This window comes from Acinetobacter sp. G11 (genome assembly GCF_049808495.1).
Classification (GTDB): domain Bacteria; phylum Pseudomonadota; class Gammaproteobacteria; order Pseudomonadales; family Moraxellaceae; genus Acinetobacter; species Acinetobacter kookii.
Window position 1 is genome coordinate 48,909 of sequence record NZ_JBNCAT010000014.1, and the last position, 16,065, is coordinate 64,973.

The 16,065-nt window shown below is 42.8% G+C and carries 14 protein-coding genes; 2 read left to right on the plus strand and 12 right to left on the minus strand.

Translation table 11 applies throughout. The features are described 5' to 3' along the window. Positions 1–2 precede the first annotated feature (2 nt). Positions 3–770, minus strand: a complete 768-nt coding sequence (locus tag ACPUEY_RS07335) for a glycosyltransferase family 25 protein (RefSeq protein ID WP_092820329.1) — start codon at positions 768–770, stop codon at positions 3–5. A 79-nt stretch (positions 771–849) separates the two neighbouring features. Here ACPUEY_RS07335 and ACPUEY_RS07340 point away from each other — a divergent pair, with 79 nt between their 5' ends. Next, complete coding sequence (locus ACPUEY_RS07340; protein WP_409449188.1) at positions 850–1,734, plus strand: glucosamine inositolphosphorylceramide transferase family protein; 885 nt, start codon at positions 850–852, stop codon at positions 1,732–1,734. Here ACPUEY_RS07340 and ACPUEY_RS07345 read toward each other — a convergent pair whose 3' ends face one another. The 10 genes from ACPUEY_RS07345 to ACPUEY_RS07390 all read right to left on the minus strand — a co-directional run bounded on the left by ACPUEY_RS07345 (position 1,735) and on the right by ACPUEY_RS07390 (position 12,960). After that, the gene (locus ACPUEY_RS07345; protein ID WP_425121670.1) at positions 1,735–2,769 is read right to left on the minus strand and encodes a glycosyltransferase; all 1,035 of its coding nucleotides are present in this window, start codon (positions 2,767–2,769) and stop codon (positions 1,735–1,737) included. It lies immediately after the preceding gene. Continuing rightward, positions 2,766–3,545, minus strand: a complete 780-nt coding sequence (locus ACPUEY_RS07350) for a glycosyltransferase family 2 protein (protein WP_092820326.1) — start codon at positions 3,543–3,545, stop codon at positions 2,766–2,768. Before ACPUEY_RS07350 ends, ACPUEY_RS07345 begins: the two co-directional genes overlap by 4 nt. After that, positions 3,539–4,294: a polysaccharide deacetylase family protein gene (locus ACPUEY_RS07355; protein WP_213031973.1), complete on the minus strand. Its 756-nt coding sequence runs from the start codon at positions 4,292–4,294 to the stop codon at positions 3,539–3,541. The genes ACPUEY_RS07350 and ACPUEY_RS07355 overlap by 7 nt, the downstream gene beginning before the upstream one ends. Next, a complete protein-coding gene (locus tag ACPUEY_RS07360; protein WP_092820324.1) occupies positions 4,291–5,319 on the minus strand; it encodes a glycosyltransferase in 1,029 nt (342 codons plus the stop codon). Before ACPUEY_RS07360 ends, ACPUEY_RS07355 begins: the two co-directional genes overlap by 4 nt. Before the next feature lie 12 nt (positions 5,320–5,331). Next, a complete protein-coding gene (locus ACPUEY_RS07365; protein WP_180174407.1) occupies positions 5,332–6,210 on the minus strand; it encodes a mitochondrial fission ELM1 family protein in 879 nt (292 codons plus the stop codon). Positions 6,211–6,250: 40 nt separating this feature from the next. Then, positions 6,251–7,045 (minus strand): GT-D fold domain-containing glycosyltransferase, encoded by a 795-nt coding sequence (locus ACPUEY_RS07370; RefSeq protein ID WP_425121672.1) that lies wholly within the window; start codon positions 7,043–7,045, stop codon positions 6,251–6,253. 77 nt (positions 7,046–7,122) lie between these two features. Further along, positions 7,123–8,049, minus strand: coding sequence for a branched-chain amino acid transaminase (locus ACPUEY_RS07375; protein WP_086199767.1), 927 nt, complete (start codon positions 8,047–8,049; stop codon positions 7,123–7,125). Between the two features lie 18 nt (positions 8,050–8,067). Beyond that, positions 8,068–10,827: a bifunctional [glutamate--ammonia ligase]-adenylyl-L-tyrosine phosphorylase/[glutamate--ammonia-ligase] adenylyltransferase gene (gene glnE, locus ACPUEY_RS07380; RefSeq protein ID WP_425121673.1), complete on the minus strand. Its 2,760-nt coding sequence runs from the start codon at positions 10,825–10,827 to the stop codon at positions 8,068–8,070. A gap of 74 nt (positions 10,828–10,901) precedes the next feature. Continuing rightward, positions 10,902–12,176, minus strand: coding sequence for a sensor histidine kinase (locus ACPUEY_RS07385; protein ID WP_425121674.1), 1,275 nt, complete (start codon positions 12,174–12,176; stop codon positions 10,902–10,904). A 592-nt stretch (positions 12,177–12,768) separates the two neighbouring features. Then, on the minus strand, positions 12,769–12,960 hold the full coding sequence (locus tag ACPUEY_RS07390; RefSeq protein WP_425121675.1) for a hypothetical protein: 192 nt from the start codon (positions 12,958–12,960) through the stop codon (positions 12,769–12,771). Between the two features lie 398 nt (positions 12,961–13,358). Between ACPUEY_RS07390 and ACPUEY_RS07395 the strand changes: the two genes are divergently transcribed. Further along, positions 13,359–15,590, plus strand: coding sequence for an NADP-dependent isocitrate dehydrogenase (locus tag ACPUEY_RS07395; protein WP_092820319.1), 2,232 nt, complete (start codon positions 13,359–13,361; stop codon positions 15,588–15,590). 125 nt (positions 15,591–15,715) lie between these two features. Here the strand turns inward: ACPUEY_RS07395 and ACPUEY_RS07400 are convergent, their stop codons facing one another. Continuing rightward, the gene (locus ACPUEY_RS07400; RefSeq protein ID WP_425121676.1) at positions 15,716–15,919 is read right to left on the minus strand and encodes a hypothetical protein; all 204 of its coding nucleotides are present in this window, start codon (positions 15,917–15,919) and stop codon (positions 15,716–15,718) included. Positions 15,920–16,065 lie beyond the last annotated feature (146 nt).

Genomic DNA, 16,065 nt, shown 5'->3' on the forward strand with positions numbered 1-16,065 from the left:
TTTTATTTAGGGTATTTTTTATAGAAAAATTTTAATAAATTATATCTTAGACTAGTTCCATAACGACTTACCAACACATCCGAGCTGTTCATCCTTACCCTTTCCTGTTCAATTGAGCTAAGCTGTGAGTTCTGCTCCCCTGCAGTAATGATTGGGTGATCGACAATTGCTGTCATCCAAATTGAGGCTGATTCATTGAAATCAGTTAAATATCGCCAGTCATCTGCAGCTCGTAAAGGACGATGATAATCAATCAATGTCTGTGCAATTTCCCGATCAACAATATAGGCAACAGCATAACAAATTCGCTGATAAAAATCTGGCGATACTTTTAAAATTTTCTGAGATAAAAACTCTTGATCTAAAATATCTCCGCGAACTTTTTGACATTCTTTCATACGAATGCCCCCTATACTGAACAAAGTATTTTTAGGTAAGTTCAGCGAAGTTAATTCTGCTGATAATTTTTCAATCGTTAAATCATACGGAAGAATAGCATCATCTTCCATTACTAAAGCATATTGATCATCTGTTGTTAAAAATTCTTTTAATGCTGCTAAATGTGAAAGGGTACAGCCCACCATACTCGGTGAAAGAGGTTTAGATCGACCTTTAACACCCAACTCAAAATATTCTTTTGCAGAAAGATCCCCGCCCTTAATCCCAATTTTAGTCACACGTACTTGACCCTTTTCAAAAAAATCTTGAGCTAAAAATTTCTTTAACCGGGGTGATTTTTCATCTTCAATACTTATGACAAAAATTTTCATTGCAGCCTACCTTTTCGCACTCATTGAATGATATCTAATGTAGAATTGGATAGATAGTCTTATATATTCTCTTGCTTTGATGATGCGTACAATATTAAAAAAATGGTATAAATTTCAACAAAACCAACAACTCAAAAAGTTTGATTCTCATTGGTACATGCGCTTTGGCTGGCTTGATCAACCCTTAAAAAGCCAAGAGCAGTTACATGGTTTATTTGAAATCCATTCACCTGAAAAATTCACCTTTGCAGACTGTTTTTATGTACAGGAAAATAATCGTCATTATATCTTCTTTGAAGAAGTGAATGATATCCATCCTGTTGGTTTTCTATCCGTATTGGAAATTTTCAAAGATGGATGCTATACAGAACCACAGACCATTTTAAAACTGGATTATCACCTGTCTTATCCATGCGTATTTAAGGTCGAAAATGACTGGTATATGATTCCTGAAACCAGTGCCAATAAAACCATCGAACTGTGGAAATGTACCGAGTTTCCTTTGAAATGGGAAAAACATTCCAATATTTTAGAAGGGATTGATGCCGTCGATAGCACACCTTTTTACCATGAAGGCATGTGGTACCTGTTTACCTCAACACGCAGAAACTGTAAAAAGTTTGGGGACCGTTTAGACCTGTTCTTTACCGAAAATATTCTCAACCCAGACTGGCAAGAACACCCGCAAAACCCGGTGTGCAAAGGCCAGCAACAGTTTCGCATGGCAGGCAAGCCTTTTATTTACAACGCCAAACTGGTTCGCCCAAGCCAGGATTCGCTCAAACGCTATGGTGGCAACATTGAACTGAAAGAAATTATTCAACTGAGCCCGACGGTTTATCAAGAGCAACTTTTAGAAGTGGTTTTGCCAGACTGGAAGAGCGAGGATGATGGCTGCCACACCATTAATGTCGAAAATAACTTTGTGGTCCTGGATGCCATTCGTTTATCCGCTAAACAATAATCAAGCCTTCAGCAAATGCTCATAAATATTGAGCGTTTGCTGTGTCATTGCAGCCACCGTCAATTCTGCTTTGGCTTTGGCAAATAAAGGCTGAAAATCATGTTGGGCATGTGCATTTAACGCATTTTGAATGGCCTGTTGTAATCCCTGTACGTCGCCAATGTCAGCCAGATAGGCTTCAGGCAACCATTCAATTACCCCATTGACCTTCGTTGCAGCCATGGCTTTATCTGCTTGCAAGGCTTCTACCATGACCAAGGGGAAACCTTCCCGGTCGGATGAAAGCACCACGACATCGGCCAACTGCACCAGGTCACGTGCATCGGTTCGAAAGCCTAAAAATGCAACCCGGTTTTGCATATTCAAGTCTATAACTTGCTGTTCAAGTGTCTGCCGTAATGAACCATCGCCAACGATATACACGTTGGCATCTACATCCTGCATGGCCTGAATCAATAATGCAATATTTTTGACGGGTTCTAAACGGCCAATGCACATCACATTTTTTTTACCCGCATTCAAGCCAGGAAACTGCTGATCAATGTCTGTTTTTAATGCCTGCTTTTGTGCATCTGTCAGGCTGGGCTGCACATATACGCCATTATAAACAATATGCGCTTTTTCTGCAGGAATGCCTTTGGTCAGTGCTTTGCTGACTGCAATCACTGCATCTCCCACCAGATAAGCAGATTTATTCTTTTTCGTACCGTGAACCGTCGTTACCACTTTGACTGGTTTCAGCCAGCTCTTAATTTTAGAAACCAGTTCAGCCGCCTTGCCTGCCTGGGCATGCACAATGTCCGGCTGAATTTGATTGATTAAGCTTTTCAACTGCCAGAGCAGGAAAATATTCCAGCGGCTACGGGCAAAATCTAGCGGATGAAAATGCACATGCTCATTAAACTTTTCTGCATAACACGGATGCGCAATCATATGCACTTCATGCTGCAATGACATTTCATTGGCCAGGTTAAACGTATGCTGTTCTAGGCCACCCACACCGCCACTGGTCGCCAGAACCTGAACAATCTTCATGTCTTGTCCTGTTTATTCTTGGACGCATTTTGATACTGTTCAAACAGCTTGGCTTCTTTCAAAAAAGCATAAAATGCATTGATCATGCTATTCACAAAACCGCGCCAGCCATTCAGGCAACTACGGCGGATAAAATAGGATTTTAAGAAGGTCACAGGCATGACCAGACTCAATTTTAACAAGCTTGGCTTTTTGCCTTTTTGAAATTTTTCAGCAGCTTTCAAATTGGAATACTGGTTGTTTTTTTCCACTTTAACGAAGATGCTAGATTCGCCATAGTGGTAAATATCGCCTTCAGCACGCACGCTCTGACCATCCACAATCACATTTTCATGGACTTTATTTTCCAGGTCGTAATGTCCTTTGCTTTTGCGAAAAAAGCGCACTTTGGCATGCTTTTTCGTGTGCTTGCTGTTCGGCACGCCCAAGAAGACATCATTAATAGGTGTAATTAAGGCATCAATCTGACTGGCCTGAATGGACTGTTCAATTTCTTTTTTCAACTCGGGTGACAAAACTTCATCGCCATCCAGGTTCAGCACCCAATCATATTGACACTGTGCCAGAGCCAGGCTTTTTTGTCCGGCATAACCCTGCCAGTCTTGGTGCGAAATACGCACATTAGGAAATGACTGGGCAATAGCATAAGTAGTATCGGTACTGCCCGAATCCAGAATAATCACTTCAGCAAAATCACGCACACTGTTTAAAGTAGCTTCAAGCCATGCGCCGCAATTTAAAGTGACGATATAAACACTACATGGAATACTCATAATTTATAACGTCCTTTGGCTAAGGCAATACGCATTTGCAAGGCATTCATGGCCCCGTGTGTGCTGACACGAGGAATATTAAATTGATTTTCTGCGGTATAGGCTTCGATTTTTTTACGGGTAGATACTGCATTTTTAAAGCCAATTTCTTTGGCCATTTGCTGATGCTTTTCATTAAAACGGCCAAAGGGATAAGCAAAACTTGGACAGCGCCCCACCAGCTTTTCGACATCCTGTTTGGAAGCCTGCATTTCTGCAAAAGCTTGTTCATCGGACAGTTTCAGCAAATTGACATGATGCTGTGTATGCGCACCAAACTCGATAACACCCGAATCAGACATTTCTCGAATCTGTTCTGGACTGAGCTTTTCAATGCCTTCAATTTGTGTCGCCAGGAAAATGGTCGCCTTAGCATGGTATTTTTTCAGCAAAGGATAGGCATATTGATAATTATCTAAAAAACCATCATCAAAGGATAATGCCACGATATTCTTTTGCCCTTGAAACTGGTCCAGTTCCGAAACAAAACAGAAGGTAGACTGCTTTTTTGTTAGATATTGCAGCAGTTGCTCAAACTTGGCCGGTGGCATATTCATGCCTGAAGCTTCTGCATGTGGCGTCACCTGGTGCAGCATGACTATTCTTGGCAAACTGGCACGACGAAATGGCAACCAAAAGGTATAATTTCCCAATAGATATAAAACTGCCGCAAAGGCAACGAGACCCAAAACCACATACAGTAGCCACATTATGCATATACCTCATGCGACCATTCATAAGCTTCAGTCAAAGGCTGATCAAAAGTCACTTCCAGCATAAACTGGGTAATTCGTTGCGCATTAAAACTATTGCGTGTTTTTTGCCAACCCGCTTCCGCTATACGTTTTGCCTGAGCAGGATGCTCTGCATAAAACTTGATTTTTTCAGCCAGATCAAACTGGTCATCAAAGTAAACGATTTCTTGATCAGTATAAAGTTTGTCGAAGCCCGGAATTCGGGGGCTAAATGTTAACAAACCATTGCCTGTGAGCTGCACAATCCGGTCCGAACTATAGAGCGTGACATCATTTTTACGTGAATAGTTCAGTCCCATACGCGATTCAGACAATACTTTGTAATAGCCTTTCCCATACACGCCCGGCTGTTCAAAACAGCCATAATACTGATATTGAATATGATTATTCTTTAAAGTGTCAGCCAAATCTTTAAGGAATTTTTCACGTTCCGGCTCTTTATACACCACGCCACAGAAAATAAATTCCTTATCAATATTGCTTGATTCAAACTGTTTTAATTGTTCTACATTACGATGTCCCACATTGGGCATATAAACCACTTTTAAATGCGGCTGCTTGAGTTTTTTCAGATACTCACCACCCGTGGTGCAGAAAATGGCATCTAGATAGGGTGAAAATTCACGTACAAAACTGAGTTTCTGTTCCAGATACAGGGGGTCAACATACCAGAAAGCTATTTTGGTTTGAGGATAACGCTGCTTGATTTCTTTGAGCACATTTGGACTCATCAAGTCACTATGTCCCACCAAAACCAGGTCCGGTTCAATATTATCCACAATTTTTAGAATTTCTTTATTGGCCCAGTTCGCACCGAGTTTTTTGGTTTTGAACACTGTCCCCATACGCGCCATATCGCGAAAACTGAAATCATAAACAAAATGACCATTTTCAATTAATCCCGCTGAAATTTTGCGGTCTGTACAGTAAAAATGCGCGCCTTGTTTATTAAAGCCAAAATTCGCAATATGTAAAATTTTCATGAAGAAACAACTCTATGTTTTCAATAATATATCAGCAACTCGGGTTGCTTCATTCAGTTTTAAATTCAATAGATTGTGATGTGGTTTATCTGACGATGTCGATAAAAGCTGATCCAACAACGTGGTAATTCTATCAGATTTCAAACGGTCTATCGTAATTATCCCTACCTTACAACCGGCTGTTAAAGCCTCGAAAATCATGGAAACACTGTCTTCCGTGACCCAAACTGCTTCTGCTTGTTGCATCTGTTCAAAGATCCAGCCTTGCGGCGTGTCTTCCACCGGAAAAATCTGTAGCTGGCTTGCATAAGGCTGAGCTGATAAATGTCCAAGAAATTCTTTGGGGGTACGACGTGAAGTGGTTAAAATAATTTCAGCTTGTGGATGGTGCTGCACAATATTCTGAATCGCCTCTAGTACCTTCTTCTCATTCCACTGATGACGTTTGGATGAGCCACCTAAAGCAACCAAGGTCCGATTGGCTTGATGGCGCTGTTCATTGACAATCGGGTTTAAAGCGCCTTGGGTGGTAATGACATGCGTGGATTCAGGTACGCCATCATGTTCAGGAATGATGGCATGGTCAAACCAGGCAAACGGAAAATTCGGTTTCATTAAAATAACCGTTTTCGCCTGCGGATATACTTTTCCCAGCAGCAAAACCCGTGATTGGGTATGACTGCCCACGCCAAAAATATAATCCGGCTTTTTTTCAAACAGTGCCAATTGACGGCTCAACATGCCTTTTAACAGCATGAAAACTGGCAATTGCTGAATGGAGATTTCCTGAAAGGTCACTTCGATATTGCTTATGCGTTGCATAGCTTTATATAAACCGACTGCTTGCGAACGGTGTCCCGCTTTACCATCACTGACGTAGACAATATGCATAGAGAAAAATCCTCACAAGTGCTGCTTGAATGGCTGGCAATCAGCCTGCTTTCTGCTGAAAAGCAGCATCGTATGAACTAGTGATGTGACCAATATCCAATGCTTGATAGCCAAGATCGGAAAAACGTTTGGCTAAAACCGTTCCAGTAGGGCCTAAAGCAATCAAAATCAAACAGTTTTGCCCAGCAGTATTTTGCACCTCTGCAATAATCCGCTCTGCATCAGCATAAGCATTCATCGCTTTCGAATAAATTATTTGACGGGTGGAAACATTATCAAACAGCATATGTTCTAAATTCAGTTTAGAACCCTCACCTGTAATCAAAACAATTTTACGATTCTGCCAAATTGATTTCCATGCCTGTACTGCCTGTTCGGGATACATGATGAAAAAATCAGGACGTGTCACCATAGAGTGTCCGTATGAATGTTCAAAGCTCAGCTTTTGTTTTAAGTCTTTCCAGCGTACATACCAAAATTTTAACCACCAATTGGCTTCATCATCGTCGCAAGCTGTCAGTATTGTTGGCAAACATACCAACAGTTTTTCATCTTGGTTTTTTAGGATATTTTCCAATTCTAAGGCAAGTTCAGGACTACTTTTCTGAAAATCAATATCATCTCCATCCATTAAGGTAATTTCACCATCTCCAAAACGCGCCAGTGATTTACCTTGCGCAACCAGCTGTAAAGTTTCCGGCATTGAATACAGCAATTTTTCTTCAAAATATTGCAAATCTAACTGATTTTCAGCAAGCCAGCGCTTTTTATTGAGTTTATACATTCTTTTTTTCATGCGTAGTTTAAATCTACGCATAGCCGACTCAAATGCCATTCAACACCTGTACAATATCTATTAAATACAAAAAAAGGCGAAACTTTCGTTCCGCCTTCTCATCTTAACCGATCAACTTATTTTACGTAAGTTAACCAGTGTGCATATTTAGGATCTTTACCCTGAACTGCATCAAAGAACGCTTTCTGGATTTTTGTCGTAATTGGACCACGACAGCCTTCACCAATGATACGGTCATCATATTCACGGATAGGCGTCACTTCAGCGGCAGTACCGGTGAAGAAGGCCTCATCACCAATATAGAATTCGTCACGTGTAATACGGCGTTCAACCACTTCATAACCCAAGTCTTTGGCAATGGTAATGATGGTTTGACGGGTAATACCGTCTAAAGCGCCGCCAGCGATATCAGGGGTATGCAATACGCCATCTTTCACCAGGAATACGTTTTCGCCAGAACCCTGACATACATAACCTTGCGGGTCCATCAGCATCGCTTCGTCATAACCTGAATGTGCCACTTCCTGATGCGCAAGAATAGACAAGGTATAGTTACCAGACGCTTTTGCCTTACACATGGTCACGTTTGGATGGTGATGGGTGAAGGATGAAGTTTTCACACGAATGCCTTTCGCCATTGCTTCTTCACCCAGGTAAGCACCCCAGCCCCATGCCGCTACAGTGGCATGAATGGTATTATTGGTTGCAGCAATACCGAGTTTTTCCGAACCGATAAAGATAATTGGGCGCAAATAGCATGAAGCTAATTTATTTTCACGTACTACATCAATTTGAGCCTGCTCAAGTGCTGCCTGATCAAATGGAACTTTCATTTGATAGATTTTTGCAGAGTTAAGCAAACGTTTTGTATGATCTTGGAGACGGAAAATCGCGGTACCATTTGGTGTTTCATAAGCACGGACACCCTCAAAGACACCCATACTGTAGTGCAATGTATGAGTTAGGACGTGGATTTTCGCCTCACGCCAGTCAACCATTTGTCCATCTTGCCAGATAAAACCATCACGATCAGCCAAATTCATGGCACACACTCCAAATTTTTATACACAGTCATTTCTATCCAACGCAAAAGTAGCAGTTGGATCAATTAATCTTTGCCATAACTTGCAAACGACCTCTCGGGTATCGTACCAGTCGTCAGCTGCAACTTGCATGGATTGATTTGCAAGGGCTAAACGGTGGCTCTCGGCTCGTTCACGGAGATAAGCTTGAATCAATGCTGTCGCATCGGCGCTGGATAAGCGATCCGTTTTTGCGGCATCCTCAAGGATTCGTACGTTGTCGGAGTAATGGGCGAGATCAGGATTCGACCCACTCCATGCTAATACCGCATACTGTGCCATAAATTCGATATCAACGATACCACCTGCATCCTGTTTTAAATGAAAAATCCCATCTTTTTGCTGCTCTTTGGAAGAACCCAGATGATCTTTCATCTTCTGGCGCATTTTCAGCACTTCTGCACGAACATTCGCCTCATCCCGCGGTTGAGTCAAAATACGGCAGCGTAAATCTTCAAATTTTTCTCGCAGTGAAACTTCACCTGCAATGGATCTAGCCCGGACCAGAGCCTGATGTTCCCACACCCACGCACTTTTTAATTGATATTGTTCAAAGGCTTTCAGGCTAGTCACCAAAAGTCCCGCCTCACCCGATGGACGTAAGCGGGTATCAATTTCATAGACGCGCCCATCTAGGGTTTGGGTGGTCATCAGCGACATGAATTTCTGTGCCACGCGCATGGCAAACTCAAAACCGCTAATCTGTTTGATCCCATCGGTATCGCCCTGTTCACTGATATAGTGAATAAAGACCAGATCCAGATCTGAACCATAACCCAGTTCAATTCCGCCCACTTTCCCATAACCAATCACGGTAAAAGCAGTATGATCCAGCGTACAGCGCTGACCTTCGGCATCCAAGGGAAAACCATGCTTTTTCGCCACAATCTGATAAGCCAGATTGAGCGTGGCATTCACTGAAACTTCTGCAATATCGGTTAAGGCATCGGAGACTTTCATCAGTGGACTTTCCGCCAGAACATCACTGGCCGCCACAGCCAACACATTGGATTTCTTGAATAAACGCAGCACGCGCATCTGATCTTCCACCTGATCAATCTCGATGCGTAACAGTTGCTGACGCAGTGAGTCTTCCAGATCCTGACGTTTCGGCAATTCAAAATCCATCGACAGAAACTCATCCAGCAGTACCGGATAATGGGTCAGCTCCTCGCAAATCCATGGACTCACCGTGGCCATCTTCACCAGACGCTGCAGCGCACCTTTGCTTTCAATCAGCATCACCAGATATACGGTACGGCGCAGGACCGATTCGACCAAAGGCATCAAGCGCAACAGCGCCACTTGCGGTTTATCAGACTGCAAAATCGCTTCAATCAGGTGTGGCCAAAAAGTCTTTAAACGCTGTACCGCCTTGGCTGGCAATTTTTTTAGCGCATGCCCATACCAGAACTCATGTACCAGATTTTTGGCGTCTTCATCCAGCACCTCATTCAGCTGTTTTTCTAGCTGGGTAAAACTTTCCACCAGCGGATCAGGCTCTTTTTCTTTAATTAAATGCTCAAACTGGTGGATGACCTTGGCGCGCTTTTGATTCAGTACTTCTAAAAATTGCTCCCAACTGTCAAAACCCAGCGTTTCAATCATGCGATTTCTTAAATCAGGCTCAACCGGTAAAGATTGGGTTTGCTGATCATTTAAAGCCTGAATGGCATGTTCAATGCGGCGCAGGAACAAATAGGCATCTTCCAGTTCAAGTACGGCATTTTGCTCTAGAAGCCCGAATTCTCCCAGATGATGCAGGCTGACCAGACATTGGCGGTCCTGCAGTTCAAGTTTTGAGCCCCCATAAATCAATTGAAAGACTTGAACGATGAATTCGACTTCACGGATACCGCCTGCACCGAGCTTGATATCATCTTCAATATTGCGGCGCTGCACTTCGCGTTCAATCATGGCCTTCATTTCACGCATGGCTTCAAAGGCGGTGTAATCGACATATTTACGAAATACAAAAGGACGGGTCATTTCCAACAACTCATCCCCTTCTTTTCCACCCGTCACAATGCGGGCTTTAATCCAGGCATAACGTTCCCATTCACGGCCATGCTGGCTTAAATATTTTTCCAGGGCCACATGGCTAATCGCCAAAGCTGAACCATCCCCCCAGGGACGCAGGCGCATATCGACACGGAACACAAAGCCGTCTGCGGTAATATGATCAAGCAGATAAATCAGTTTCTGTCCCCACAGAATGCAGAACTGCTGTACATCAATACATTTGCGACCATTGGTTTCGCCCTGTTCATCAAAGGCAAAAATAAGATCAATATCACTTGAAAGGTTAAGCTCTTGCGCCCCAAGCTTGCCCATGGCCACTACAATTAAATCCTGCACGGCACCACCGTAGCCGATCGGCTCACCATGCTTGGCCAGCAAAGGTGCAAGGGCAAAATCTTTAGCCGCACAAATGGCAGCATCGGCAAAATCGGAAAGCTCGCGTGTCAGGGTAACCACATCCGTCAACCGGTTGGCATCCTGCCAGATCCAGCGGAACATCAAGCGCGCGCGCAGCACACGAAGGGCATGCATCCAGATGCTTTCATCTGTAATCTGCTCTAGCGTGTCATGAACAAAATTCTGGATTTGCAGGGGGGTTAAAGGAAGGAGAAATTGATCAATTGCATAATCTTGTTCTAGTAAAGCGCTGTGTTTTCCCAACACCTGTTCTGCATATTGGCTCGCACGCAATGTGTTCTGCAATTGTTCCGCATTCATTTTAAAACCTTCAGCCTAGTTTTTTCCTAGTTATAACAGCTGAACACAAATACAGGAAAAGAAAAATTGATTTTCTATACTTTTACCTGTTCAATTTTAAGCTGTTCCTGGGCTAAAGCCTGATGGGCACTGGTGGCTGCCGGTAAAGTCACATTGAATGTGGTCCCTTCACCTTCTGTAGAATCTACAAAAATTTGACCATGGTTCAAATCAATAAAGCGCTTACACAAGACCAGACCCAGACCGGTCCCTTTTTCTCCTGCTGTCCCTTTAATACTGGCCGTAACCGACTGCTGGAACAGCTGATCCATTTGTGCCTGACTCATGCCCAGACCGGTATCCCGTACAGAAATATGCACCCCATCTTCGCACTCACTTGCCTGAATGATGACGCGCCCCGTACCATCGGTCGGGGTGAATTTTAAAGCATTGGAAACCAGGTTTTGTATCACCGAAGTGATCATGTTGATATCGGCATAGACCTTGATACCTTCTTCAATCTGGTCAATTAACTGAATATTTTTCTTTACGGCCAGGCTATTCAATACATCACAAACAATCTTGCTGGACTGTTTTAATTCAAAATTAATAGGATGATAAATAAAACGTCCACCTTCAGCCATTGCCCAGTTCAGCAAGCTTTCCAGCAGGTTATAAGTCGATTGTGCGGTATCGTACAAATATTCGGCAATACTCTGTACGCTGGAATCATCCAGTGTTTCACGCTCTTGCGCCAGCACTTCTGAAAAGCCGAGTAAACCATGAAATGGAGCTCTCAAGTCATGGGCAATAATCTGGAAAAACTTGGTTTTGCTGAAATTGAGCGCCACTTGTTGCTCGTGCATTTCCTTAAGTTCAGCATGTTCTGCTTTAAGTTCAATAACATGGATCAGACTGTTGGTGAAGTCACTGACCGTTGCAATATCTTCAGGATTAAACAGTTTTTGCTGCTGATCGAAAAAGAGTGCATGACCAATTGAGGTTCCGTCATTTAAGCGCAGATCAAAAGCCAGATAACGCTTGGCCTCTACCCCAAATTGACTCACATGCTGCACCAGGTTCGAATATTGGCTATGCTGATGATCAATAAAATTAAGCCCTTCAAAATAGGGACTTAAACAGGTTTCACCAGGCGAGCAGAAAGCCTTAAAACCATGCGCGGAGGAATACCAGATATAAGGCTCATGATGAAAAGCCAGCACCGCCTGTTCAGCGCCAAGCATGTTCCGGGAAAATCTTAAAAAACGCTCCACCTGATTCATTGGTGTAAAAACGCCTAATAATAGTGAGATTTTACATGCACTAAGCTGCTCGGTTTCCGAGCCTATTTCCAGCAACTGCATTTTCATATTTGGTTCATCCAATCACTATTACTTGTTGTTTTAAAAAATTTAATTATCACCTTTCATCTTATTAACAAAGTTTCATATCGAAGACAATAAACAAAGACAAACAGTGACAATTTAAGCCCATATGTACCCATAATTTTCACCCCAACATCGGCAGCAAATTTCAACGCTATCTAGACAATAAAAAAACCGCGCTATTATTAGCCACTTAATTAGTCACTTAGATTCTTTACATGTATATCCCGAGGGTTGGACTCGAACCGGAACTTCAAAGCCTTTACCGGTCAGCGTTTGACTACAATTGCATGATACCCGATTTCTACCGGGACCGTGAGCGGATTAAATAGCTGCCTCATCATCTATTTGTTTAAACATGGGATAATTGCTCCTCTCATCATTCCATTGTTCAAGCCCACTCTCTGTTACAAAAATCCTATATAGCAAATCGCCATATTTCTTTAGAAAATTTGAAAAATCACTATTTTATCCAGCCAGTTTTTTAAGCCTCCTTCTCAATGCGTTCGCTGTCCCTTCAGGATGTTCCTTTTAAATAATGCTGCTCAGGGCAATAGCACATACTTCATATCTTCTTTTACATCAGGCCTGTAACATGCTCATTTTCGATGCCAGTGATGATCATGATGATTGCCAGGACATTTTTCAGCTGAGTCATGAAGAGCATTAAAATAAATGCATCTTTTCCCCTCATCATTTTCCGGCCGATCTGAAAAGAAATTTGCCGCTTGCTCCCCTGCGGATAATTTATTTCCATGATACCCAACATGTTTTAAGTAATTACTTTATAAATCGGCAAAAAATGGCTCGCCGATTTTTTTCAAGCAAACGGCAAAAAATAAAATTAAGTTATTGATAATAATAGACTACCTATGCATTTAACTCAAAAGTTCTACTTGTCTGAGCAAGTGGGCGTAACCGCCACATGAGAGACTGGCAGCCCTGTCCCGATTCGAAAAATACCTAAATTTCGCGTAGAATAGAGGGATTGGTGAACAACACTGATGTATACAAATTTTCAGCCAAAGACCAATATGCAAGATATTGCTGTTCGGCTGAGGTGCGATAAGCACCGATATTTTTAATGTTTTATTTAAGCAAACCGGTTCGCAGGACTGAGCCAAAAGCTCGGTGCCTAAAAACTCAATCCAAAGCAAGGGGCTATATATGGCTGGTGGAAAGTCAACAATCATTTACACATTGACCGATGAGGCGCCATTATTGGCGACCTACTCACTGCTGCCGATCATTGAGACCTTTACTAAGCCAGCTGGCGTTGAGATTGTCAAAAAAGACATCTCTGTGGCCGTACGCGTGCTTGCAGAATTTACGGACTTCCTAAGCGATGAGCAGAAGGTACCGAATAACCTAGCAGAGCTTGGCCGTCTCACGCAGGATCCAGACACTAATATCATTAAACTTCCTAATATTAGTGCTTCAGTTGGCCAGCTGACAGCTTGTATCAAGGAACTTCAATCGAAAGGTTATGCTCTTCCTGACTACCCGGAAAACCCGGCGACTGAAGAAGAGAAGTCAATCAAAGCTCGTTACAGCAAATGTCTCGGCTCAGCTGTAAACCCGGTACTGCGTGAAGGTAACTCTGACCGCCGTGCACCTGCCGCAGTAAAAAATTACGCGAAAAAACACCCGCACTCAATGAGCGAGTGGAAACAGTGGTCACAAACTCACGTTTCACACATGGATGAAGGCGACTTCTACCACGGTGAAAAATCGATGACTTTAGACCGCGCTCGCAACGTGAAAATGGAACTTATCACCAAGAGCGGCGAAACCATCGTTCTTAAGCCAAAAGTTGCGCTTCTAGAAGGCGAAATCATTGACTCAATGTTCATGAGCAAGAAAGCGCTTTGCGACTTCTATGAAAAAGAACTTGAAGATTGTCGCGAAGCTGGAATTTTGTTCTCTCTTCACGTTAAAGCGACCATGATGAAAGTTTCACACCCGATCGTATTCGGTCACTGTGTGAAGATTTACTACAAAGAAGCATTCGAAAAACACGGCAAACTGTTTGATGAGTTAGGTATTAACATCAACAACGGTATGGCGGGTCTTTACGAAAAAATTGAAACACTTCCAACTTCTGTTCGTGAAGAAATCATTGCTGACCTGCATGCTTGCCAAGAACACCGCCCTGCACTTGCAATGGTTGACTCTGCTAAAGGCATCACCAACTTCCATTCACCTAACGACATCATCGTAGATGCGTCTATGCCGGCAATGATCCGTGCCGGTGGTAAAATGTGGGGTGCTGATGGTAAACAGTATGATGCTAAAGCCGTCATGCCTGAATCTACATTCGCACGTATCTACCAGGAAATGATCAATTTCTGTAAGTGGAACGGTAACTTCGACCCACGCACTATGGGTACTGTGCCAAACGTTGGTTTGATGGCACAAAAAGCTGAAGAATACGGTTCACACGACAAGACATTCGAAATTCCTGAAGCAGGTATTGCGAACATCACCGACCTTGAAACAGGCGAAGTGTTGATGTCTCAAAACGTGGAAGAAGGCGACATCTGGCGTATGTGTCAGGTGAAAGACGCTCCAATCCGTGACTGGGTGAAACTTGCAGTAACTCGTGCACGTAACTCTGGCATGCCTGCAATCTTCTGGCTTGACCCGTACCGTCCACACGAAAACGAATTGATCAAGAAAGTTCAAACTTACCTGAAAGATCACGACACTACCGGTTTAGACATTCAAATCATGTCTCAAGTACGTGCAATGCGTTACACGCTTGAACGTGTTGCTCGTGGCTTGGATACAATTTCAGTTACTGGTAACATCCTGCGCGACTATCTGACTGACTTGTTCCCAATTATGGAGCTTGGTACTTCTGCGAAAATGTTGTCTATCGTGCCGTTAATGGCTGGTGGCGGCATGTACGAAACTGGTGCTGGCGGTTCTGCGCCTAAACACGTACAACAACTTGTAGAAGAAAACCACTTACGTTGGGATTCTTTAGGCGAGTTCTTGGCGCTTGCAGTGTCATTAGAAGAAATGGGCATTAAAGAAAACAATGCTCAAGCAAAATTGCTGGCTAAAACCTTAGACCAGGCAACAGGCAAACTTCTTGACAACGACAAGTCTCCATCACGCCGTACTGGTGAGCTGGATAACCGTGGCAGCCACTTCTACCTGGCTAAATTCTGGGCTGAAGCGCTTGCTGCTCAAGACGAAGATGCTGAACTGAAAGCGAAGTTTGCTCCGCTTGCGAAAGCACTTGCTGAAAATGAAGACAAGATCGTTGCCGAGCTTGCAGAAGTACAAGGCAAGGCAGTAGACATCGGCGGTTACTACGCTCCTGATCAAGAGAAAGTAAATGCTGTAATGCGTCCAAGCGCTACATTAAATGCTGCACTTGCTTCAATCTAAGCTTTTGCAGAACTGACGGAAGTCAGTGATGTAAAAAAACCGGCACTTAGGCGCCGGTTTTTTCTATGTCTGTCTATAAGACTCTAATTTTCATTCAAGACTATGAACTAGAATTCAGACCAAATTTAGCTTTCTTGCTTTTTAGGAATGCACCCTACTTTTAAATCATCATAAATTTCTATAGCCGCATCAATCGCACGAAATAGAAGACCAGAAATAATGGCGATAATCGTACCAATAACAAGAGTACAAATTCCTCCTGCTACTAATACCCATTCTGATACCTCTACTAGAGGAAACCAGTCTATTTTTTTGATAAGAAAGACCAAAATATTATTTAGAGGGATAATAATAATTAAAGAAAAGGTGGTGTTTCAAAAAGTATGCTGAAAAAAACAATATGGCTTTTGATAAAATAGAGGTATGAAAATAACGCTACAAATCAAATGTCCTACCTGTCTAAGTAACAATATAA